This is a genomic window from Pseudoalteromonas pernae, assembly GCF_039831865.1.
Taxonomy (GTDB): Bacteria; Pseudomonadota; Gammaproteobacteria; order Enterobacterales; family Alteromonadaceae; genus Pseudoalteromonas; species Pseudoalteromonas pernae.
This window is the reverse complement of sequence record NZ_JBDODM010000003.1, coordinates 275,044-296,919: the sequence shown is the minus strand read 5'-3', so window position 1 is coordinate 296,919 and position 21,876 is coordinate 275,044. Positions and strand designations below refer to the sequence as shown.

18 protein-coding genes are annotated in these 21,876 nt (G+C 44.5%); 7 read left to right on the top strand and 11 right to left on the bottom strand.

The features are described from left to right. Positions 1–131: 131 nt before the first annotated feature. The 4 genes from V1358_RS09370 to V1358_RS09355 form a co-directional block, all read right to left on the bottom strand. Positions 132–842 (bottom strand): transporter substrate-binding domain-containing protein, encoded by a 711-nt coding sequence (locus V1358_RS09370; protein WP_347393361.1) that lies wholly within the window; start codon positions 840–842, stop codon positions 132–134. A 298-nt stretch (positions 843–1,140) separates the two neighbouring features. Then, entirely contained in the window at positions 1,141–1,626 is a 486-nt protein-coding gene (locus V1358_RS09365) for a tetratricopeptide repeat protein (protein WP_347393360.1), read from the bottom strand. A 328-nt stretch (positions 1,627–1,954) separates the two neighbouring features. Then, complete coding sequence (locus tag V1358_RS09360) at positions 1,955–2,416, bottom strand: tetratricopeptide repeat protein (protein WP_347393359.1); 462 nt, start codon at positions 2,414–2,416, stop codon at positions 1,955–1,957. Positions 2,417–2,565: 149 nt separating this feature from the next. Further along, entirely contained in the window at positions 2,566–3,438 is an 873-nt protein-coding gene (locus V1358_RS09355; protein WP_347393358.1) for a LysR family transcriptional regulator, read from the bottom strand. Between the two features lie 490 nt (positions 3,439–3,928). Between V1358_RS09355 and V1358_RS09350 the strand changes: the two genes are divergently transcribed. The 3 genes from V1358_RS09350 (at position 3,929) to V1358_RS09340 (ending at position 8,225) form a co-directional block, all read left to right on the top strand. Continuing rightward, entirely contained in the window at positions 3,929–5,275 is a 1,347-nt protein-coding gene (locus V1358_RS09350; protein ID WP_347393357.1) for an MFS transporter, read from the top strand. 64 nt (positions 5,276–5,339) lie between these two features. Beyond that, a complete protein-coding gene (locus tag V1358_RS09345) occupies positions 5,340–7,775 on the top strand; it encodes a beta-L-arabinofuranosidase domain-containing protein (protein ID WP_347393356.1) in 2,436 nt (811 codons plus the stop codon). Positions 7,776–7,793: 18 nt separating this feature from the next. Then, positions 7,794–8,225 (top strand): FKBP-type peptidyl-prolyl cis-trans isomerase, encoded by a 432-nt coding sequence (locus tag V1358_RS09340; protein ID WP_347393355.1) that lies wholly within the window; start codon positions 7,794–7,796, stop codon positions 8,223–8,225. A 157-nt stretch (positions 8,226–8,382) separates the two neighbouring features. Here the strand turns inward: V1358_RS09340 and V1358_RS09335 are convergent, their stop codons facing one another. Continuing rightward, positions 8,383–8,589, bottom strand: coding sequence for a zinc ribbon domain-containing protein (locus V1358_RS09335; RefSeq protein WP_347393354.1), 207 nt, complete (start codon positions 8,587–8,589; stop codon positions 8,383–8,385). Between the two features lie 75 nt (positions 8,590–8,664). Beyond that, a complete protein-coding gene (locus tag V1358_RS09330) occupies positions 8,665–9,579 on the bottom strand; it encodes a LysR family transcriptional regulator (protein WP_347393353.1) in 915 nt (304 codons plus the stop codon). A gap of 139 nt (positions 9,580–9,718) precedes the next feature. Between V1358_RS09330 and hutH the strand changes: the two genes are divergently transcribed. Both hutH and hutU read left to right on the top strand, forming a co-directional pair. Beyond that, positions 9,719–11,212 carry a histidine ammonia-lyase gene (hutH, locus tag V1358_RS09325; protein WP_347393352.1) on the top strand — a complete coding sequence of 498 codons (1,494 nt, stop codon included), beginning with the start codon at positions 9,719–9,721 and terminating at the stop codon, positions 11,210–11,212. A gap of 13 nt (positions 11,213–11,225) precedes the next feature. Continuing rightward, positions 11,226–13,226, top strand: coding sequence for a urocanate hydratase (gene hutU / locus V1358_RS09320; protein ID WP_347393351.1), 2,001 nt, complete (start codon positions 11,226–11,228; stop codon positions 13,224–13,226). 124 nt (positions 13,227–13,350) lie between these two features. Here hutU and V1358_RS09315 read toward each other — a convergent pair whose 3' ends face one another. Both V1358_RS09315 and V1358_RS09310 read right to left on the bottom strand, forming a co-directional pair. Next, positions 13,351–13,737: a hypothetical protein gene (locus V1358_RS09315; protein ID WP_347393350.1), complete on the bottom strand. Its 387-nt coding sequence runs from the start codon at positions 13,735–13,737 to the stop codon at positions 13,351–13,353. Positions 13,738–13,905: 168 nt separating this feature from the next. Continuing rightward, the gene (locus V1358_RS09310) at positions 13,906–14,325 is read right to left on the bottom strand and encodes a DUF6491 family protein (protein WP_347393349.1); all 420 of its coding nucleotides are present in this window, start codon (positions 14,323–14,325) and stop codon (positions 13,906–13,908) included. A gap of 448 nt (positions 14,326–14,773) precedes the next feature. On the opposite strand from V1358_RS09310, the gene V1358_RS09305 reads away from it, so the two are divergent. Then, positions 14,774–15,961, top strand: a complete 1,188-nt coding sequence (locus tag V1358_RS09305) for a sugar efflux transporter (RefSeq protein WP_347393348.1) — start codon at positions 14,774–14,776, stop codon at positions 15,959–15,961. Positions 15,962–16,001: 40 nt separating this feature from the next. Here V1358_RS09305 and V1358_RS09300 read toward each other — a convergent pair whose 3' ends face one another. Further along, positions 16,002–17,018 (bottom strand): arabinan endo-1,5-alpha-L-arabinosidase, encoded by a 1,017-nt coding sequence (locus tag V1358_RS09300; protein WP_347393347.1) that lies wholly within the window; start codon positions 17,016–17,018, stop codon positions 16,002–16,004. A gap of 90 nt (positions 17,019–17,108) precedes the next feature. On the opposite strand from V1358_RS09300, the gene V1358_RS09295 reads away from it, so the two are divergent. Next, on the top strand, positions 17,109–18,140 hold the full coding sequence (locus V1358_RS09295) for a glycoside hydrolase family 43 protein (protein WP_347393346.1): 1,032 nt from the start codon (positions 17,109–17,111) through the stop codon (positions 18,138–18,140). A gap of 71 nt (positions 18,141–18,211) precedes the next feature. On the opposite strand, the gene V1358_RS09290 is transcribed toward V1358_RS09295, so the two are convergent. Both V1358_RS09290 and V1358_RS09285 read right to left on the bottom strand, forming a co-directional pair. Beyond that, positions 18,212–19,708 (bottom strand): dipeptidase, encoded by a 1,497-nt coding sequence (locus tag V1358_RS09290; protein WP_347393345.1) that lies wholly within the window; start codon positions 19,706–19,708, stop codon positions 18,212–18,214. A 232-nt stretch (positions 19,709–19,940) separates the two neighbouring features. Continuing rightward, positions 19,941–21,569, bottom strand: a complete 1,629-nt coding sequence (locus tag V1358_RS09285; RefSeq protein WP_347389705.1) for a sodium:solute symporter — start codon at positions 21,567–21,569, stop codon at positions 19,941–19,943. Between the last annotated feature and the right edge of the window lie 307 nt (positions 21,570–21,876).

The following is a 21,876-nucleotide window of genomic DNA, read 5'->3' as shown; positions in this document are numbered from 1 at the left end:
GCTGCGAGCAAGTTGATGGATAATTCGCTGGCAAAAATAATTATGCGTTTAAGTTAAATCTAGTCATAAAAAGCCTACTGAGTGGGCATTAAATCCTTTCTCACATTAGCTTAGCTGGATGAATGAGGAAATTAAGCTTGTTGAGCGCACTGATTGGCCAATGCGTTAATGCTTTCTGCCAATGTGGTTTGTGAAAAACGCCTAGACATGTAAAAGCCTAATTCTGGGGTGGGCATTTTTATTCGTTCTAAGCCATCAAAGTATTCGAGGGGGATGTCTTTGGCAATAACCGAAGGAAGTGCGGTTACTGCTGCTCGATTGTGTCTGACAAAATCCACGCTTTGTCTCCAAGTATTTACTTGGTGTTCTTGAAATTGATTAGAGTCAGCATTTAGCTCTAAATAGCGAAAAAGCAAAGAGCGCGCTCCGGTTCCTCTTTTGTATACTAGACCTTGTTGTATAACTTTACTTCGTAGCGTATCCAAATTTAAATCATATTGGTGTGGGTGAGTGATCAGCTCATAGTTTACCTTGTATATGGTCTGCGAACGTTTTGCAAAAGAGTCTCTTTCGGGTAATAGAAGGAGCGGCATAGCGATATCAATTTCGTTGTCTGCGAGCATTTTTATCAGTCGGGCTTGGGGCACAGTTGTAACTGAATATTGTCCGTTCAAACCTTCAACCACGCAGTTGTAAGCCGACTCGAGATGGCCAATGAATTGTTGTTGTGAATACTTTAGTGACTCACCATTTTCACTGGATAAGCCGATAAGGATCTTTGCATAGCTGGTGTTTGCATAGAATACTGTGAAAAAAGTAAATAGGGTGAAGTAAAGTCGCATGAATACGCTATTGAAGAAGTATAAGTACATTAACAATAGACCAAGTTAACGTTTTATCAGGGCATTGAAAACAATAAAATTTACTGTTTCATTGATGATGATTAAAGTAATGAAGATTTTATAACTATCAAACTAGGTAAGTTATTGATTAGATAGGTTGTGACAATAATGAGTAAGCAAATGTACTAAAGTGTATCAATCTTGATATTAATATATTATCGGCTCAAGAAATAAAAAAAGCGCCCTGATAGGACGCTTTGGGGTTCCTTTTAGCAGGAACAACACACTATGAGAAAAGTTATGGCGCTACGTTCGCATTGCCTTGTTGTAGGCTGTTTTTAGCAAGTTTGTAATTTGCACGGGTAATGGTGTTTTTATCCTTACCAAATGCAGTGCTAAAGTCAGATAATGCAGCATCAAATTCGTTTTTTAGTGAGTGAGCTATACCGCGGTTGCTGTATGCGTAGGCACTCATCTCTCGGCGTTTAGTGCCGTCCAGTTTTACATCTTTAATCAATTTTAGGGCTGTGCTGCAAAGTGAGATTGCTTCGTCAGCATTACCGAGTTGAATGTTCGCCGCACACTGGTTTACTGAAGTTTCAAAGGCGGTTTCTACGTTCTGGACTTGGTTTTTAGCCAGAGTTAGCGCCTGCGCATATTGGCCAGATACAACAGCGTTCGATGTAAGTTCATCATTGATCACAGCGAGTTTGTAGTCGCCTGCGAAAGCGGGTGTAAGTGCTGATGCTGAGAATAATACCAGAGCGAGTTTAAGCGTTTTCACCGAGTTTCCCCTTGTTATACCAACCTGCATAAATATCTACTCAATCTAGCGAGTTCAACGACGCGCTAATTGCGATGACTTCGGTATTAACTTTAGAATTAAAGCTTTTACTCTACAAACGATATAAATCGCATCGTTAGATGAAAAAAATTGACTTATAGATGAGTTGGCAGCGTTTTATTTGCTTATAGGGAGGGAATCTTAGTTCTTGGCTGCGAATATCATTAAAGTGCACAGTAGAAAATAAAAAGCGCCTATAAAAGGCGCTTTAGGGTTCCTTAGCAGGAACAACACACTATGAGAAGGTTATGGTGCTACGTTATTGTGATTACTTTGCACTCGTTTTTGCGAGCTTATAGTTAGCACGAGTGATGGTGTTCTTATTGGTACCATAAGCCGTGCTGAAATCTGATAACGCAGCGTCAAATTCGTTTTTAAGTGAGTAGGCAATGCCACGGTTGCTGTAAGCATATGCAGTCATTTCGCGGCGTTTTGTGCTGTCTACTCTCACTTCTTTAATTAGTTGCAGTGCGGTATTGCACAGTGAAATCGCTTCATCCGCTTTACCAAGCTGGATATTCGCTGCACACTGGTTTACCGATGTTTCAAATGCGCTTGCTACATTTTGAGACGCGTTTTGACCTAGCTGTAATGCTTGAGCGTATTGACCTGACACAACTGCGTCAGATGTAAGTTCATCGTTGATAACGGCTAGTTTGTAGTCGCCAGCAAAACTGCTAGTAAAATAAGTGGCTGAATATAAAGCTAATGCTAATTTGAGCGTTTTCACGTTGCTATCCTCTTGGGTTGTGTGTTTGCTTCGGTATTAACTTTAGGGTTAAAGCTTTTACTCTACAAACGATATAAATCGCAGCGTTACGTGAAAAAAATTTATCTATAAATTAGCTAAGCGCTATCTCATTGTACTTAATAATAAATTCAACTTCTAAACGTATTCACTACCCAGGTTGTGAAGTCTGCTAAAGGGGAGTTCTGTTCTGCGACTTCATGTTCAACTAGGTAGTATTTGTCTTTGGTCCACAGTGGTTTGTTTACTAATGGCCACAATAACTTTTCATTAAACCAGCTACGGCTGATAGGCATAGGAATAAGGGCTATGCCCATTCCCTGCTGGGCAGCGCGGGCCACACCAAACATACTGTCCAGTTGAATAATTTGTTTCGGAGCGAAGTCGCCATCGTAATGGTACTCAGCCCATTGGTGCCATGACCACGGACGAGATTGATGCACGATTAGCGGTAGTTCACTCAGCGCTTCGGCGCTTTTATCATGCCATTGCTCATACAACTCTTTATTACAGGCAGGCACATACTCAAGAGAAAATAGCTCAGTCGCGATGCCACTCACAGGTTTATCGTGTGACAGCACAATCGATAAATCAGTACTTCTGACCTTTTGAGTGCGTGTGCGCAGTGTATCCACCTCAAGATTCACATCTGGGTTGGCGCTGGTCCAATCGCCCAGCTTCGGCATTAATAATTCACTGGCGAAAAACTCGGGCAGGGTGATGCTAATCGTCACATTGTTGTCTTTGTGACTAAAAGTGCGAATTGTCTGTTCCAAATCAGTGATGATTGGTTCAATGGCATCAAAGAAGTTTTTACCTTCATTGGTTAAGATAATCGCGCGTGTGCGACGCTGAAATAACGCAAAGCCAAGCTGTTCTTCGAGCTGCTTGATTTGGTGGCTGACAGCAGAAGGCGTAAGGTAGAGCTGTTCAGCGGCCTGTTTGAAACTTAAGCATCGGGCTGCGAAACAAAATGCGCGTAGCCCTCTAATAGGTGTTTGCATGAGTCGATTTTGAGTCTAAATAAAAGAATGTAGCAAAAATTAAGCCAGTCATATTATAGTATGTTCCAAGCCAAAAATGCAGGTAAATCGGGTGTTTACCCCAGATAAAAGAAAGACTATGCACAGCAATAGTGCAGTTTCATCTCTTATTTACCTATCACAGTGCAAAATATCAATGAACTATGTGTAGGGTAATAGAAAAGTCTTTCTGTACACTTATTGGTCTGACTTGGTTCATTTTTCCCTCACTGTTTACTTGGCTCATGCTACAACTGATTTGTGACGTTTTTCCTTCCACTACACAAGCGTTAGCGGCATCATATTTTAATCATAGCGGTTGCTAATTTATTTGTATGATAATATTATTCAAAAGCAATAAATAGCATTACCTAAAAATAAGAGTGGGCGATGGCCGGAAATGGCGGCGGCACTCACATAACTATAATTACTTTAGACCCATCGCATGCGTATGGATCTTGGGCAGTGAATTATGAACAACACACAGAAGCTTTCAACAGTTGAGAAAGTAGGATTCGGTGCAGGTGATATGGCGGTAAACGTCATGGTTGCAGCCTTGTTCTACTTTATGTCCTTTTTTTACACCGATGTTTTTGGATTAAAGCCTGTAGACATGGGGATTCTATTTCTCGTTGCTCGCTTTGTAGATGCCTTTACCGATCCATTGATGGGGGTGATCACCGATAAGGTAAAAACGCGTTGGGGGCAGTTCCGCCACTGGTTCCTGTTTTTAAGCGTGCCCTATGGTTTATCTGTCATGCTGTTGTTCACCACGCCTGATTTTGATTACAACATGAAATTAGCATGGGCTTATGCGACCTATCTACTGGCAACCCTCATGTTCACAGGTGTGGCGATTCCTTACATTTCTTATATCGGCGTGTTAACTGCGGATCCGAAAGAGCGGCTGTCAGCGAATGGTTACCGTATGTTCTTCGCCAAAATTGCCAATGTGGCCATTGTGTTTTCGGTGCCGCTCCTCGCTACGTATTGGGGCGACGGTGATACCGCTTATGGCTACCAGCTTGCTATGGCCTTTGTTTCCGTATGTGGCATGGCGTTATTCCTGTTCTGTTTTGCCACCACCAAAGAGCGTTTGGAGCACAAAGTGGAGCAACAGAGTATAAGCGCACAATTAAAGGTCCTGCTTAAAAATGATCAGTGGCTATTGCTTTGTACTGCCTGTGTGCTCGGTACACTGGGTTATGCAATTCGCGGCAGTGTCGCGATGTACTACGCCAAATATTATCTCGGCGCTGAAAACTTAGCCGGCACCTTTACTAGCGCAGGTATTGCGGCTTCGATTGTTGCCATGGTTGCCAGTACTTGGATCACCAAACGCTTTTGCAAAATTAAGTTGTTCCGTTGGTCGCAAATTGCAGTGCTTTTCATCTCTGTAGCTATGTATTTTGCAGTGCAGCCTGGTGACATCATGTTGGCCTTTATCTTATATATTTTGCTGTCATTTGTAGTCGATCTGCATGCGCCGGTATTTTGGTCAGCGATTGCTGAGGCCGTTGATTACGGTGAAATAAAAGACGGAGTAAGAGCATCTGGACTGTCATTCGGTGGTATCTCATTTTGCCAAAAGGCCGGTGCAGGTTTGGCGGGTCTAGTTGGCGGCTTATTGCTGGAATACTACCAATACCAACCGAATATTGAGCAAACAGCCTACACCTTAAACGGTTTGGCACTGATGCTCACGGTGATCCCAGGCGTATTCCACGCCATGTTGGGCTTTATTCTCTTCAAGTACAAAATTTCAGACGACTATTACACCGATATGGTGAGCGCGCAGCGCCTACCAAGCCAAGGGTAACTCACAATTTAGCTGGCCAGAGTCATAAATCTGGCTAGCTACAAAATGACTAGAGGCTTTTACAGTGCGACATTTTAAAAAATGGGCGTTCAGCCTTGCTGCGCTCTCAATTTTGGCAATAACGCTTGGATGCCAGCAGGCAGAAAACCCAACAACGCCATCTATCAATGTGGCTCAACCACAATCGATGCAGGCATTTGCCTATACGAATGTACGCCTGACCACAGGCCCATTTGCCCACGCACAACAGGTTAACGTGCAATACCTGCTCACACTAGAGCCGGATAAATTGCTTGCCCCATATTTACGAGAGGCGGGTATGCAAGGCAAATCAGAGTCTTATGGTAATTGGGAAAATACTGGCCTTGATGGCCATATTGGCGGTCATTACTTAACTGCGCTTAGTCTGGCGTATGCCACCACGGGTGATGAGGCGCTGGCACAACGCTTAGATTATATGTTGGCGCAATTGCACATTGCGCAGAAGAAAAACAACGGCTACTTGAGCGGCATTCCCGATGGTTTAGCTATGTGGCAGGAAATTGCAAAAGGCGAGGTGCGTGCCGACTTGTTTAGTCTCAACGATCGCTGGGTGCCTTTGTATAACATCGATAAAACTTTTCACGGTTTGCGCGATGCCTACGAAATCGCAGGAAAAGAGCAGGCCAAGTCCATGTTGCTAGCGCTGGGTGAATGGATGTTGGATATCACCAAAAATCTCACCGATGAGCAAGTGCAATCCATGTTGTATTCTGAACATGGCGGATTGAATGATGTATTTGCGGATATGGCACGTATCAGCGGTGACCAACGCTATGTGCGTTTAGCAGAACGCTTTACCCACAATCGTATTATTGAACCACTGGCCCAACAAAAAGATGAGTTAACAGGCTTACATGCGAATACGCAAATCCCCAAAATCATCGGCGCGCTCAAAGTAGCGGAACAAACCGATGATAAAGCGTGGCAACAGGCGGCAGAGTATTTTTGGCAAACGGTCACACAAAAACGCAGCGTGTCTATCGGTGGTAACAGTGTGCGGGAGCACTTTCATAGCAGTGACGATTTCACGCCGATGATTGAGGACATTGAGGGGCCGGAGACCTGCAATACCTACAACATGATGAAGTTATCTAAGTTGCTGTTTTTGCAAACTGCAGACACTCGCTACTTAGAATATTACGAGCGTGCTACTTACAACCATATTTTGTCTTCGCAGCATCCCGAGCATGGCGGTTTGGTGTATTTTACATCGATGCGTCCTGGGCATTATCGCATGTATTCATCAGTGCATGATTCAATGTGGTGCTGCGTCGGTTCAGGCATCGAAAATCATAGTAAATATGGTGAGTTAGTCTTTACTCACACAAATTCAGAGCTCGCTGTTAACCTATTTATACCGAGCGTAGTCGCTTGGGAACAGCGAAAAGCAGTTATTGAGCAAGCCACTGAATTCCCTGATGATACAAGTGTCACGCTGCGCATTAAACGCCTTGAAAATGCACAGTCATTTACTGTCAAAGTACGCCAGCCAACTTGGCTAAACGCACCATTGACTTTGCAAGTCAACGGTAGCCCCATTAATGCTGAGGCAGATGAAAATGGCTACTTGAGTGTGAATCGCGTTTGGCAGCAAGGGGATGAGCTGAGCTTTACGCTCGATGCAAAACTCTACACTGAACAGCTACCTGATGGTCAAAACTACTACTCGTTGCTCTATGGCCCTGTTGTGTTGGCAACGCCAGTAACAGCGTTTAAGAACGAACAGCTCGATTTTATAGCTGACGACAGCCGTATGGGTCACATCGCTGCAGGCCCAACCTGCCCTCCAGAGGCCTTGCCAATGATGCTTGATGAACCTGCAGACTTCATCGCTGCTTTAGTGAAAGAGCAAAGTGATTCTTTGGCTTTTATTGCGACCGATAATCTAGCTATCGTTGATAAGACATTGGCAGCTAAGCATACTCGCCTAATACCTTTTTTTCGTATCCATGATGCGCGCTATCAGGTGTATTGGCCGCAAATTGATTCTGCAAACTTGGCAGACTTTGTACGAAGCGCTAATGAGCAAGCAAAACACGAAGCACAACTTGCAGCTATTACGGTCGATGCCGTGAACCCTGGCGAGCAACAACCTGAAGTTGAGCATAATTTCGCGGGTGAAAACACCCGTGCGGGAGTCAATAATGGCCAGCATTGGCGCGACGCACACGGTTGGTTTTCGTATCAACTGAGAAATGAAGCACTCACAGCAAACACTTTACGCATTCGCTATTTTAAAGGCGATGTTGACCGCCATTTTGCAATCCTTGTAAACGGTGATCTGCTGGTGAAAGAATCCTTGCCACATGCTAATGCTGCGTCAAGCTCAGAATTTTACACGGTGGACTATCCACTGACTCAAGTTATGGCAAGTAGCAAAGAGCTTACTGTGCGTTTTGCAGCAAAATCTCAGTCAATCGCAGGTGGCATTTATGGTGTGCGCTTGTTGGCAAAATAGTGAATGTGGAAATCAGTTATGAATAAGCAAGAGCGACGTAAATCAGCAAAGGGTAGTGCGGGTTATAACAAAAACATCAGCAGTGAATATATTCGTAAGTATGCGAATAAAGAAGATGTCATCGTGCTTCCTTCGGGGCTTATGTACCGTGTGATCAAAGGCAGTGATGGTCAAGCGCCAACGTGGGACGACACTGTGTGCGTGCATCAACGTATCACGCTCGCTGATGGTACCCTAGTCGACGATACCTACCGCCACGGTCTACCTGAAGAATATGAAATTGCTGAAGCCATTGATGGATTGCAAGAAGCGCTACAACTTATGCCTACTGGGGCACGCTACGAGTTTATTATTCCGCCAGAGTTGGCATGGGGTATTAATGGTAACGGCGGCAAAGTTGGACCTAACTCGGTGATGGTAGTGGATGTGAAGCTGCTCTCTTTCAGCTGAATACGATTAAAAAAAGCCGCACTATGCGGCTTTTTACTATTTTGCAAGAGCAAACTCTAATGTCATTTGTCTGCACTCTTCGGGAGCCTAGCGTTTGCAAGCAGTGTGAGCTGTTTGATTACTGTCGCTCTTTTTCCTTGTTGTTTTATGGCGATATTTAGTTGGTAAAGAGATCGAAAATGTTGCCGAGTGTGCTCGTTGAACCTTTATAGAATTCTGTGTAGGTACATTTACTACAGGTTACAGCGGTGTATTTGCGGTTTTGCATGTCAAAAATCTTCGACCAGCCGCTGCCTGTGGTAGCAATCGTATCGGTTTCATAGCGAGTACAATTGCATTTCGGGCATTGCCATCCGTTTGCCATGTTCATTCCTTAATCGATTGTTTTAAATATACTTCTACCATAGTTTTCGTATTGAGGGTAATAGCTGCATTGTATTTATTCATTGGCTGGTAAATCTGGAGAGTGAAACCGCTTTACTTCTTCAATAAACGCTTGCGCTAACTTTGAGCCGCTGCTGTTTTTGGCGTTTATAAGTACGACGGGGATTTGATACGAGTATTTGTCAGGCATGATTGCTTTAAACACACCCTTATCGACCCAAGACTGGGCGTAATGTTTGGGTAGGTAACCGATAAACTTGCCACTGAGGATGAGCTGAGCGATGCCTTCATCGTGATAGGCGGTGGCACTGTTTTGGTAATTCAGATCATCTTGGCGCGCGTCTTTATCGCGCATATAGTTGCTGGTGATCACTTCGGCTTCACCTAGCAGCGCTTTAACACGCGCAGGCTCGCAATCAAAAAGCGGGTGGCCACTGGCGCAATAAAGGTAGTTCTCTTCATTGTGTAGCGCCTGGTATTCCAACCCCCGCAGATGATGGCGACTTACACCAATCCCCACTAAAGCACGGCCATTGACTACCGAGGTCTCCACTTCTTTGGCTTCACATACATTGATATCAAATTGAATGTGGTTGCTTTGCTCGCGCAGTGCTGCAATCGCTTTTGCAACTGGGCAGCGCGGGTCGCTCACCATAGTGTCTATGATGGCGATGCTGAGCCGACCTGATAACTCAGTTTTGGAACTCGCGACCGTACTGGCGAAGGCTTCACACTGCTGCAGTAACTCTAATGACGCTTGGTAGGTAACGCGACCAGGCTCGGTCAATTCAAAGCCACTGCGACCACGTTTACATAGCTTTAACCCTAAGCGCACTTCTAAGTCCGATAAATGCGAACTGATTGTAGAGCGACCAATGTTCAAACGTGACTCCGCTGCGGACAAACCACCGCACTCAACAATCGCTACAAATATCCTCAATAGCTTTAAATCAACGTCATGAACCTGCATAGAGTTAATACCTTCTAGATAAAATTATTAGTTCGATAAAATCGGAATGAACTACGAACATTATGCATTTATGAAACATCTCCAGCAAGATAGCATGGGCGCAATCAAAGCAGTTTGTGCTTAATTTTTTGGAGAGATAATGATGTTTAGATACGGCGTAGACCAGCTAAATCTTGATATTGTGAATGGTATTGCAAGCGGCGACATTAACGCGGAGCTTTGCCAAGAAGCGTTAGATAAAATTAATAAAAGCAGACATAACGTTGAGGTGATGGCAGCATCAAACGAAGCGGTATACGGTATTAACACCGGTTTTGGCCCATTGTGCGATACGCAAATCTCGCCAGAAGAAACCCACCTTTTGCAAAAGAACTTGTTGATCACGCACGCGGTAGGAGTGGGTGAGCCCATTGCGAAACCAATCTCTAAATTGATGTTGATCACTAAGGTTCACGCGCTAAGCCAAGGCTTCTCTGGTATCCGCCTTGAAGTGATTGAGCGTATGCTTGCGTTCTTAGATCTTGATTTAATTCCGGTTGTTCCAGAGCAAGGCTCTGTAGGTGCGTCGGGTGACTTAGCGCCATTATCACATTTATTTTTACCACTTATCGGTGAAGGTGAGTTTTGGCACGAAGGCAAACCAGTTGCGGCAATCGAACTATTAAAACAACATAATTTAGAGCCGCTTGAGTTGCACGCAAAAGAAGGCCTAGCGCTTATCAATGGTACGCAATTTATTTTGTCTCACGGCATCACAGCTTTGACCAAGATGCGCTACCTACTTGATTTAGCAGATCTTGCAGGCGCGATGAGTATTGAAGGTATGCAAGGCAGTTCATCGCCGTTTAGAGAGGAGCTACATGCGACGCGCCCATTTGAGGGTAACCTCGAAGTAGCGAAGCGTATGCGCAACTTCTTTAAAGATTCGCAAAATATGGCTTCACATACTGACTGTGACCGTGTTCAAGACCCTTATTCACTGCGCTGTATTCCACAAGTACATGGTGCATCTCGCAACGCCTACAACCACTTAAAAGACATGGTTGAGATTGAGATGAACTCAGTGACTGACAATCCAATTGTTATCAGCTCTGAAGAAGCGATTTCTGGTGGCAGTTTCCATGGCCAGCCTTTGGCTATGGTTCTAGACTACGCATCAATCGCAGCCGCTGAGCTCGGCAACATTTCAGACCGTCGCTGTTATCTTCTGCTTGAAGGTCTGCACGGCTTACCGCGCTTATTGACCACATCGGGCGGCCTGAATTCAGGCATGATGATCCCGCAGTATGCGACAGCGGCGTTGGTAACGGAGAACAAGTCACTTTGTTTCCCACCGTCAGCTGACAGCGTTCCAACGTCGATGGGCCAAGAAGATCACGTATCTATGGGCAGTATTTCTGGCCGTAAATTGAACCAGATCTTAGGTAACCTTGAAAAGATCCTCGCAATCGAGTTGATGTATGCGGCGCAGGCGATTGATTTCCGCCGTCCAAATAAGTGCTCAGAAATCATCGAAGAGAACTTTGCGATTATCCGTGAAAAAGTAGCCAAGCTAGAAGAAGACAGACTACTAAAACCTGATATTGATGCCATGATTGCATTAGTTAAATCACAAGCGTTTAGCGTGAACTAAGGGGCAAGTGACTATGACTTTCCAAGAACAAATTAAACAAGGTATTCCAAGCGTATTACCTGAGCCAAAGCCATATCCTGCAGGCGTGAATCGTGCTCCAAAGCGTAAGGACATTCTTAGTGCCGATGAAAAGCAGCTAGCGGTTCGCAACGCATTGCGTTATTTCCCAAAAGAGTGGCATCAAGAACTTGCTGCTGAATTCGCACAAGAGCTAAAAGACTTTGGCCGTATTTACATGTATCGCTTTAAGCCTAACTATGAAATGAAGGCGCGCGCGGTATCTGACTACCCAGCAAAATGTGAGCAAGCAGCGGCGATCATGCTGATGATCGATAACAACTTAGACCCAGCTGTGGCACAACACCCAGAAGAACTTATCACTTACGGTGGTAATGGTGCGGTATTCCAAAACTGGGCGCAGTATTTATTAGCGATGAAATACCTAAGTGAGATGGAGCAAGACCAAACGCTTCATATCTATTCCGGTCATCCTATGGGTTTATTCCCTTCATCCATTGAAGCACCGCGCGTTGTTGTCACTAACGGTATGATGATCCCTAATTACTCAAGCCAAGATGACTGGGAAAAGTTCAATGCATTGGGTGTGACTCAGTATGGTCAAATGACTGCGGGTTCATTCATGTACATCGGTCCACAAGGTATCGTTCACGGCACGACCATTACGGTTATGAACGCATTCCGTAAAGTATTAGAAAAAGGCCAAAGCCCGAAGGGCAAGATTTTCCTAACAGCGGGCCTTGGCGGCATGAGTGGCGCGCAGCCAAAAGCGGGTAATATCGCAAACTGTATTACCGTGTGTGCTGAAGTTAACGAAAAAGCGGCGACTAAGCGTCACCAGCAAGGTTGGGTTGACGAGTTAATCGACAACATGGACGCGCTGATTGCACGTGTGCGTGAAGCACAAGCAAACGAAGAAGTCGTGTCTATCGCATACGTTGGTAACATCGTTGATGTATGGGAAAGCTTCGACAAGCACGATATTTTTGTGCACCTTGGATCGGATCAAACATCATTGCACAACCCGTGGTCAGGTGGTTACTACCCAGTGGATATCAGCTTTGAAGAATCAAACCGTTTGATTCGTGAAGAGCCTGAAGTATTCAAAACAAAAGTAAAAGAAACACTGAAACGCCATGCTGATGCAGTTAACAAGCACACCGCAAAAGGCACGTATTTCTTCGATTACGGCAATGCATTTTTGCTTGAAGCATCACGCGCTGGTGGCGATGTGATGGCTGAAAATGGTATCGACTTTAAATACCCGTCATACGTGCAAGATATTCTTGGCCCGATGTGTTTTGACTATGGCTTTGGTCCATTCCGTTGGGTATGTGCATCAGGCAAGCCTGAAGATTTAGATAAGACCGATGCGATTGCCGCAGACGTTCTTAACAAGATCATGGCCGAGTCACCCGAAGAAATTCAGCAACAGATGCAAGACAACATTACTTGGATCAAAGACGCGAAGCAAAACAAACTTGTTGTTGGTTCACAAGCGCGTATTTTGTACGCAGATGCGCAAGGTCGTGCTGAAATCGCCAAAGCCTTTAACGATGCAATTAAAGCAGGCGAGATTGGCCCAGTGGTTCTTGGTCGTGACCATCATGATGTAAGCGGTACTGATTCACCATTCCGTGAAACATCAAACATCTATGACGGTAGTCGTTTCACGGCTGATATGGCAATTCACAACGTAATCGGTGACAGCTTCCGCGGCGCTACTTGGGTGTCTATCCACAATGGTGGCGGTGTTGGTTGGGGTGAAGTGATCAACGGTGGTTTCGGTATGGTACTGGATGGTACAGCAGATGCAGAGCGTCGCCTTAAGTCAATGCTACTGTTTGATGTTAACAACGGTATTGCACGTCGTAGTTGGGCTCGCAACGAAGAAGCTGATTTTGCGATTAAACGTGAAATGGCGCGCACGCCTAAGCTAAAAGTAACCTTAGCAAACCGTGTTGATGACGAAATTCTAAACAATCTATCTTTCTGATTTGATTGATATCGCTTAAGTAAAAAAAGGAGCCGTTGGGCTCCTTTTTTGTCTCTGTTAGTCGATGTGACTGAGCACCTTTGATTATCAAAAAGTGGTGAGCAATGCACTCAAGAGGTCAAAATTAACCTTTAAACCCCAAGTAAAATGCGGGCAGGGATAAAAACAGAAACAACACGCCTAATGTGTAACTATGTCCCTCTGCCAGTCGAGCTTTATCTTCTTGCCCTGGAACAAAAAGAACATCAGCTGCGCTGCCCACAGGTATCACTTTATGACTGAATGATGTAGTGGATTTCACTTCAAAGACTTTGCCTAAATGGATAAATTCAAAATACGGACGATACATGGTTTTCTTATGACCATTGCTGCCTTTAGATTGATATTCATCGTAGCGCACAACTTTACCTTTGGTTTTTATAGCGACGCGATTGAAGCGAACGTAGTCGATGATAATAAATAGGCCAAGACCACCAAAAGCTGTGGCAGCTATCAGTAATATAAAATTCATGCTTATTAACGCTCCATTATGTGCTTAGAGTTGCCAGCTTAGTAGCCTATTACTGTATATTATTTGATTTACAAAGAGATAGCACGAAGAGCGTTAGATTAAGGTAGATAGAAAAAGAGCCCTAGTTAGGGCCCTTTAAGAACTATTAATAAGCGGCAATATTGGTTATTAGCCGCGACCAACGTTCGTCAAGTATTTACGCTGTTCCCAAGTGATCGGATACATTGATTCAATATCACACTCGCCCACTTTAGAACCTGGCTTTACGATGTGATCTGTTTTTTTATCGAGCGATAAATCAGAAACACGAGATAATGAAACGGCTTGTTGGTCCATGTCGTCACATTTTTGAGCGGTTTTTACGAGGTAATTACCATTATGTTGGGCGTTAATAATCACGTAGCTTTCACTGAGAGATGTTGAGCTCGTAATTTTTTTAGCGTTAATCTTTTCAACGCTTTCAAGTTTTTCACTAGCAATGTATTGCTCATAGGCTTTGTCTTTTTCTGCTAATGACATACCACCTGCAGCAGCACTAAAAGATAATACAGAGCTTGTCGCTAGAAGTGTTACAAGTAAATTTCTCATAATATTTCCTTATCCATAGAGGTTTTACCTTTGATAGTTATTATTTTTTATCAGCCCATAGCCCTGTGACTAAACTGCCTGTCATAACCAGACTTACAATGATTAGATTGTTAAACTTGTTAAAAAATATAACTTAAAATTCATATTAGCAGTATTTCATATAATTTTCATAGAGTAAAAATCAAACAGGTATAATTTAGTGTGATAAGCAATTAACAAACGGCATTGGAAATAGATCTTAAAAATTAAAGTACTCGCTCTTGGTAATCGCGGTGTTTTGCTTCGTGCAAAGCCAACACTATTTCCCCACTTTTATCTCCAACGGTTAGTCTCCTGCCGGATGCAAAGGAACACGGCTAGAGTTTCTTAGAAAAACACCTAGTGGCTTAGCGTAAAGATTTTAATTGTCGTACAATATGCGGCTCTTTTTCTTGGGGCTGTTTTATCCATGAATCGCAATGCGTGGCTATTTATTTTTCTGAGCTTACTTACGGGTTTAATCGGTGCGTTTGTGAACCCACTGATGAGCCTATTCATCGTTGAAGGGCTACAAAGCCCGCCTATGTATCTTGGTGTGTACACCTCGGGTGTCACACTGATGGGCATAGTGTTTAGTCAGTGGTTAGGTTCATTGGCAGATAAAGGTATTAACGCGCGTAACCTCTTTATGACAGCGGTGGGTGGAATGGCGTTAGCTTTAGTTATGTTCGCTAACGCTACATCGTTTTGGCAGGTTTTCGCCGCAGGCGTGCTGTTTCTATCTTTGGGTAATGCTGCAATACCTCAAGTAATGACGATTGCACGGTTTTGGGCCGATAAGCAGGCACATACAGACATTACTCAGTTTAACTCACAGCTTAGAGCTGCTATTTCGTTTGCTTGGGTTGCAGGCCCACCTGTTGGTTATTTTTTTGCAGCGGGTGTAGCGTTTGAGCGTTCGTTTTATATTGCCGCGGGGTTGGCACTTCTGGCGCTGACATTTGCTGTGTTGTTCATTCCAAAGCAGAGCCAAAGTAGTAGCACAAAAGCACACTCAGAATCACAACCGGCTTCTATATCATTTTGGCTATTAACTGGGACCGTCATGTTTGGCTCTATCGCCAATATTATGTATTTTTCAGCTTTGCCGCTTTACGCAATCAAGGAGCTCAACTTTGCCAGTCATGTACCTGGCGTTTTTATGGGCCTTGTTGCCCTTGGTGAAATTCCCGTAATGCTCTATGCCGCCAAGTTGTCAAAGAGCGTCAGTAAAATGAAACTGCTGGGTTTTGCGTTTGTGTGTGCGATTACGTTTTATATCGGCGTGTTTTTTGCGCAGGATGTTTGGCAGTTTGCAGCATTACAGCTAATAAACGCGCTGTATTACGGCATATTTGCAGGTATTGGCTTAACCGTATTGCAAGACCAAATGCCAAGGCGCATCGGTTTCACCTCTGCGGTATATGGTAATGCAATAAAATTAGGAGTGATGCTCGGAACCGCTGGTACAGGGCTAATCGCACAGTTTAATAGTTTTAGATTTGCCACGTTAGGCTCAGTGGTAGCCGCTAGTGTCGCATTGCTGTGTTTGCTGTTATTCAATATGCTCAAACAACCCGCACACAAGCCGTTAGAATCTGTCGCAGAAGCTGCATAAAAAAAGCCGCGAGTGCGGCTTTTCTTTGGTTGTAGTGGCGTTAGTTCTCAATCAACTTTGTACGCAGTTTAGTGAGATCTTTGTCGTCAACGACTGGCCAGTCATTCTCCCAGTTCATAGGCAGAATACGTAATTTTTGCATGCCTTTGTCTGCGCGCTCATAAGCATGCAAAACAAGGTAATCCTGACCGTCAAAGGTGTAGGCGGAATTGTGCCCAAGCGCGACCCACTCTTCGTTACCTTCAATAACTAACGAACCACCGCCATCATTGAGTGATTTTCCATCTTTGTCTACATATGGACCTGTTACAGATTTACTGCGACCTACACGCACGTTGTAAGTGCTATCGAGACCCTGACAACATTTGTCGAATGAGACAAACAAGTAGTAGTAACCATTCTTTTTGAAAATAAAAGGAGCTTCCACCGGCCCATGCTCGGTATTCGGGCGTGCTGAAATGGTGTGCCATTGTTGTGGCTCGGCCAGACGCACTAAATCATCATCAAGCTTCACTAGTTTCAAACCACCCCAGAATGAACCAAAGCTCATCCAATGTTCGCCATTGTCATCTTCAATAATAGCGGGGTCGATGGCGTTCCAGTTGTCTCGCTCTGGCACAGATTGCACAACGACTCCGTGATCTACCCATCTGTAATCGGGAGAATCAGGGTCAAGAGTAGTGTTGACGGTCACACCAATACCTGAGGTATTTTTACCAAACGCCGACACTGAATAATAAAGATAAAATTTGCCGTCTTTTTGGTATACGTCGGGTGCCCACAAGTGGCCACCAAAACCCGGAGCAACGCGTTGAGCCCAACTCGGCTCGTCTTTAAAAACTCGGCCAGTTAACTGCCAGTTTGTAAGATCTTTGGATTCGTAATAAGTGATACCGGGACCGGTGCTGAATACATAATATGTATCACCTTCTTTGGCCATAACCGGATCGTGTACTTCAACTTGTTTGGCGCAGGCAGTTGCCGTCAATAGTGAGCTCGCTAAAGCTAATCCTTTGATTAGTGCTTTGCACCCATATTGCGATTTATTGTTGTTCATAGTGAGTCTCTTTCGCCTTATTCGTTTGCACAGTGTAACAATACTTTGTATATATGTAATACAATATTAATAATTAGCAAGGAAAACACGATGGATGCTTTGCCTACTTGGATAAGTTGCATCTTAGTATTCGTTACTAGTGCTTTGTGGTTGCAATTGGCGCAAGCACAATCAACCGGCGTTGCAACACACATTGATAACCCTATAGTACTTCAACGTGCCGATCCATGGTTAGTTCGTCATGAACAGACGGGCTGCTATACCTTTATTGGCACCTCGCCAAAATTTAATGAAATTGAGCTTCGCCAAGCGTGTCGCCTTAATGATTTAAAACTCGCCGAGCCCAAGGTGGTTTGGCGTAAGCATGAAACAGGGCCTATGAGCACGAACATCTGGGCACCAGAGCTGCATCAAATTGAGGGTAGCTGGTACATCTATTACGCCGCGGCGCCAAAAGATAAGCCGTTTAATATTCGTATGTATGCGCTTAAAAATACCCATGCAGATCCGATGCAAGGACAGTGGCAAGAAGTAGGACAAATCAAGACTCATCTGGATACGTTTTCGCTGGATGCGACAACCTTTGAGCACCGAGGTAAGCGATACTTAGTGTGGGCACAACAGGATAAAGAACGTACTTACAATTCAGCATTGTGGCTTGCCCAAATGGACTCGCCAACAACGATCAAAATGCCAGTCACTTTACTGAGTGAACCAACCCTTGAATGGGAAGTGCAAGGTTACAAAGTAAACGAAGGGGCTGCAGTGATAAAACATGGTAAGCGTATTTTCATTACTTATTCGGCCAGTGCAACGGATCATCGCTATGCTATGGGCCTTTTGTGGGCTGATATCGATGCAGATTTGACTGACGCTGCGAGTTGGCACAAACAAGCAGAGCCTTTATTTGAAACTAATGCGGACTTAGGGCGTTTTGGCCCTGGTCATAATGGCTTCACCTTGGCTGAAGACGGCAAAACACCATTGATGATTTATCACAGCAGGGATTACAAAGAGCTGCAAGGCTCGCCACTGTCAGATCCGAATCGCCACGCTCGCGTGCGTGTTGTTGGATTTGATGAAAATGGCATGTTGAAGGTTTACCCAGAGAAGTTAGATTAGCTGTGATGAGTGTTGACGCAAAAAAATAAAAAGCCTGCGATGAAGCAGGCTTTTTTAGTTACATAAAATAACTACATAGTGCCAAGAGTGAGCATCATCGCTGTGTACATTTTCAAGTTCAGCTTAATTTGCTCAACGGTTAGAAACTCATGCTCAGAGTGACCGGTATAAGGCTTACCCGGCATTGACGGCCCAAACGACACAGCATTATCAAACAATTTAGCATTGGTGCCGCCACCGATTGAAACGAACGATGCGTCTTCATCACCGGTATAGTGCTTGAAGATATCCAGCAGCGCTTGGGCGTGTGGCGCATTGTCCAGCAGCATAGGGGTGCCAATCTCCACTTCCACATTCTTCAATGTGACTTGATGAGCTTGCTGCCAAGCACTCAGTGCTTGCTCTATTTGTTGTGATAGGACCTCGGCGTCTTTGCCTACAGGACGGCGTAAATTGACTGAAAGCGTAATGTCATCGCCTGAGCGTTTTAGCAGCGTTGGTGCCACTGTCATCGGGCCCATAAAATCATGTTCATAAGCTATTTCACCAAACTGTTTGCCGTATAAACCTAAGCCAATCAGTTCATTGATGAAAGCCAATGCTTGTCCATCAGCGTTGTTAGCCAGTTTTACGCCATCAAAAATCGCCGCAAGGTGAGCAATGGCATTTACACCTGCTTCTGGCTCTGATGAGTGCGCAGATGTGCCTTTAACCTGAATATGCAGCGCACCTTGTTGCTCGACCATAGACACTTTCACGTTTTCAAGGGCACTGATATTTCTTTGTAGAGCTTCCTTTGTTGCGCTGTCGGCATTGTGAATTACAACGCTGGCATCTTCAGGAATTTGGCTTACAAAGGCACCGCCTTTAAGATCGCTCGCATACACGCCATTTTCAACGTCAGTGCCGCTGAACGTTGGGGCAATTAGACTCCAGCCTTTTTCTGCGACAACAACTGGGTAGCTGGCATCAATGGTAACCGCATATTTAGGCTGCTCGTATGTTTGCATGAACGCTCGAAGCGGCGCCCAATCTGATTCTTCAGCAAGGTAAATCATGAGCTCAATACGGTTATCAAGCTCGATACCTTTATCTTTAATCGCTTTCATTGCGTACAGTGCAGTAGCGATTGCGCCTTTATCATCCTCTGTACCGCGACCAATAAGCTTGCCAGGTTCTGACGTTTTATCCATTTGGAATGGACTTTGTGCCCACTTACTGGCATCGGCCGGTTGCACATCACCATGCGTCACAATCGTCACTTTTTGTGGTTGTTGACCCATACCAATGAGCACTGTTGTGCCGTGATCTTGGTAATCAAAACCTAACTGTGCTGCCTTCATCTTCAGCAAGTTTTTAAAACCGATGAACTCAGGGTTTTTAGTCGTTTCTATTTCGCCCGTATTAACTGTCGCAAATGACACCATGTTCTCAAGTGTATGTATTTGCGCATCTTGATACTGTTCAACGGCATAATTAGCAATGGCGTCTTTATCAGCACTGAGTGCCGCGGCAAAGCTCGATGCACTAAAAAGCGCGATAGCAGAGGCAATAATTGAAGCTTTCAAAGTGGTTCCTTGTGTTGTCTCGAATGAGAATTACCCTGTTTTATTACTAGGTTAGTACCTGTTTTAAAAGGACTTATCTCATATTTCGTTACAGTAGTGGCGAATAATTAATAGTCACTAGCATTGTAGCGAAATCAGCGGGATGTCCGCTAGGGGAGAGTGCACTTTAATGCGCATAAAAAAGGGGCGACAAGCCCCTGTGTGCAGAACCATAAATTGTTTACAGCATCACTTACCAAAAGCGAATGTAGATAAACGCAGTGATGGCCAAAATACCAAAGGTATGGATGTAGTCCCATTTATCTAGGCCAGCGATTACTTCACGCATTGTACCTTTACCCAGAGTTTTAAAGGTAAGCCCTGCCAACTCTTCGTCGCTCTTGCGCTGCGTAAATGCGCTGATAACTATGATGGCGATAGTGACTATCACGAACAGTAAAATACAGTAATACAGCCAGTTCATTGTCACCACCCAGCCAATAGGCGTGCTAGCAACCGTGTCTTTCATAGGTAGCAATACGAGGCGGAACATCCCAAGAATAAAGCCAATTACTAAGCCTGCAAAACCCGCCGCAGGCGTTACACGGCGACTAATTAGACCAAGTAAAAATACCGCGGCGATACCAGGGGCGATTAGCGACTGCACACTCTGAAGGTATTCATACAATACGTCGGCGATGAGGCTCATAACCGGTATCCATAAAATACCCAGAGCAACGATAACCACAGTGGCGATGCGACCCACTTTAAGCAGGTGTTTCTCGCTCGACTCTGGTTTGAATTTCTTATAGAAATCAATGGTAAATAGAGTCGCAGACGAATTGAACAATGAAGCTAGCGAACTCATCAGCGCCGCGACTAAGCCACCAATAACCACACCTTTAATGCCTGATGGAAGTAGTTCAGCAACCAGTGTTGGGAAAGCTTGGTCGGCGCTTTCGTAGCTGATAATGCCTTTGGCGTTGAGCGCATAGGCAATCATGCCCGGCACCAAGAAGATAAATACCGGTAGCAGCTTCAAATAACCCGCGAACATAGTACCGCGACGAGCTTCTTTTATGCCTTTTGCTGAGAGCACACGCTGGACTATGTATTGGTCGGTACACCAATACCAAAAACCGATTATAAATGATCCGAAGATAATGCCTGGCCATGGAAATTCTGCATCGCTTGCGGAGCGAATTAGGTGCATATTGGCTTCGTTAAGGCGTTCAACCTCAGACCAGCCGCCCACTTTGTCTAAACCCACCACTAAGATAACTACTGATCCGATAATCAGAATCGGAGTTTGCAAAACCGATGTCCACATTATCGCTTTCATACCGCCAAGCACGGTATAAATACCGGTAATAATTACTAGGCCCAATGCGGAAATCCAGAAAAAGTCGATACCCCAAATGCTTTCAATGCCCAATATGGCTTTAAAGGCCACACCACCGGCATAAACAGTCACCGCTACCTTGGTCAATACATAACTAACCAATGAAATAACCGACAAGAAGGTGCGTGATGAGGAGTTAAAGCGGCGCTCGAGAAACTCGGGCATGGTATACACTTTACTGCTCCAGTAAAAAGGCACGAAAAGCCAACCTAGCAGTAAGATGATCCAAGATTGCAACTCCCAATGCGCTAGTGCCATCCCCGATTGTGCGCCTGAACCACTGAGGCCAACGAGGTGTTCCGAGCCGATATTTGAGGCAAAAATTGAGGCGCCAATCACAAGCCAACTGGCATTACGACCGGCAAGAAAATAGTCTGTGGTGTCCTCTTCTTTTTGACGAATGGACATCACGACGACACCCGCTAACAGGATAAAAAACCCCGCTAGGACCGCCCAGTCCAACGTGCTTAATTCAACCATAATTCACTCACAACGTGTTGTAACAAAACGTGGACTGCATCATCAGTGCAATCCCAATACAGTATTGAAGTATTATATTATAAAATTATTAAGTCAAAAGATTTGTGTTAACCATTAGTTACAGAAAGGAACTGCTGATGTCTAAAAGCAAGTGCAATATGGCTGTATTTATCATCAATTTAGAGGGCCTTCATGATTATTTACAAACTTGTGTTAAATAGCTGCACAGCAACATAAAAATCATTTAATATGGCCTAAATGAGGAAGTTGAATTAAATCATAAGTGATGAAAGCCCAAGTACATTGG

Excerpts from the sequence above, each read along its gene's own strand:
- V1358_RS09370 (WP_347393361.1), bottom strand. The coding sequence starts at position 842 with ATGCGACTTTACTTCACCCTATTTACTTTTTTCACAGTATTCTATGCA.
- V1358_RS09355 (WP_347393358.1), bottom strand. The coding sequence starts at position 3,438 with ATGCAAACACCTATTAGAGGGCTACGCGCATTTTGTTTCGCAGCCCGA.
- V1358_RS09350 (WP_347393357.1), top strand. The coding sequence starts at position 3,929 with ATGAACAACACACAGAAGCTTTCAACAGTTGAGAAAGTAGGATTCGGT.
- V1358_RS09340 (WP_347393355.1), top strand. The coding sequence starts at position 7,794 with ATGAATAAGCAAGAGCGACGTAAATCAGCAAAGGGTAGTGCGGGTTAT.
- V1358_RS09335 (WP_347393354.1), bottom strand. The coding sequence starts at position 8,589 with ATGGCAAACGGATGGCAATGCCCGAAATGCAATTGTACTCGCTATGAA.
- V1358_RS09330 (WP_347393353.1), bottom strand. The coding sequence starts at position 9,579 with ATGCAGGTTCATGACGTTGATTTAAAGCTATTGAGGATATTTGTAGCG.
- hutH (WP_347393352.1), top strand. The coding sequence starts at position 9,719 with ATGATGTTTAGATACGGCGTAGACCAGCTAAATCTTGATATTGTGAAT.
- hutU (WP_347393351.1), top strand. The coding sequence starts at position 11,226 with ATGACTTTCCAAGAACAAATTAAACAAGGTATTCCAAGCGTATTACCT.
- V1358_RS09315 (WP_347393350.1), bottom strand. The coding sequence starts at position 13,737 with ATGAATTTTATATTACTGATAGCTGCCACAGCTTTTGGTGGTCTTGGC.
- V1358_RS09310 (WP_347393349.1), bottom strand. The coding sequence starts at position 14,325 with ATGAGAAATTTACTTGTAACACTTCTAGCGACAAGCTCTGTATTATCT.
- V1358_RS09305 (WP_347393348.1), top strand. The coding sequence starts at position 14,774 with ATGAATCGCAATGCGTGGCTATTTATTTTTCTGAGCTTACTTACGGGT.
- V1358_RS09300 (WP_347393347.1), bottom strand. The coding sequence starts at position 17,018 with ATGAACAACAATAAATCGCAATATGGGTGCAAAGCACTAATCAAAGGA.
- V1358_RS09295 (WP_347393346.1), top strand. The coding sequence starts at position 17,109 with ATGGATGCTTTGCCTACTTGGATAAGTTGCATCTTAGTATTCGTTACT.
- V1358_RS09285 (WP_347389705.1), bottom strand. The coding sequence starts at position 21,569 with ATGGTTGAATTAAGCACGTTGGACTGGGCGGTCCTAGCGGGGTTTTTT.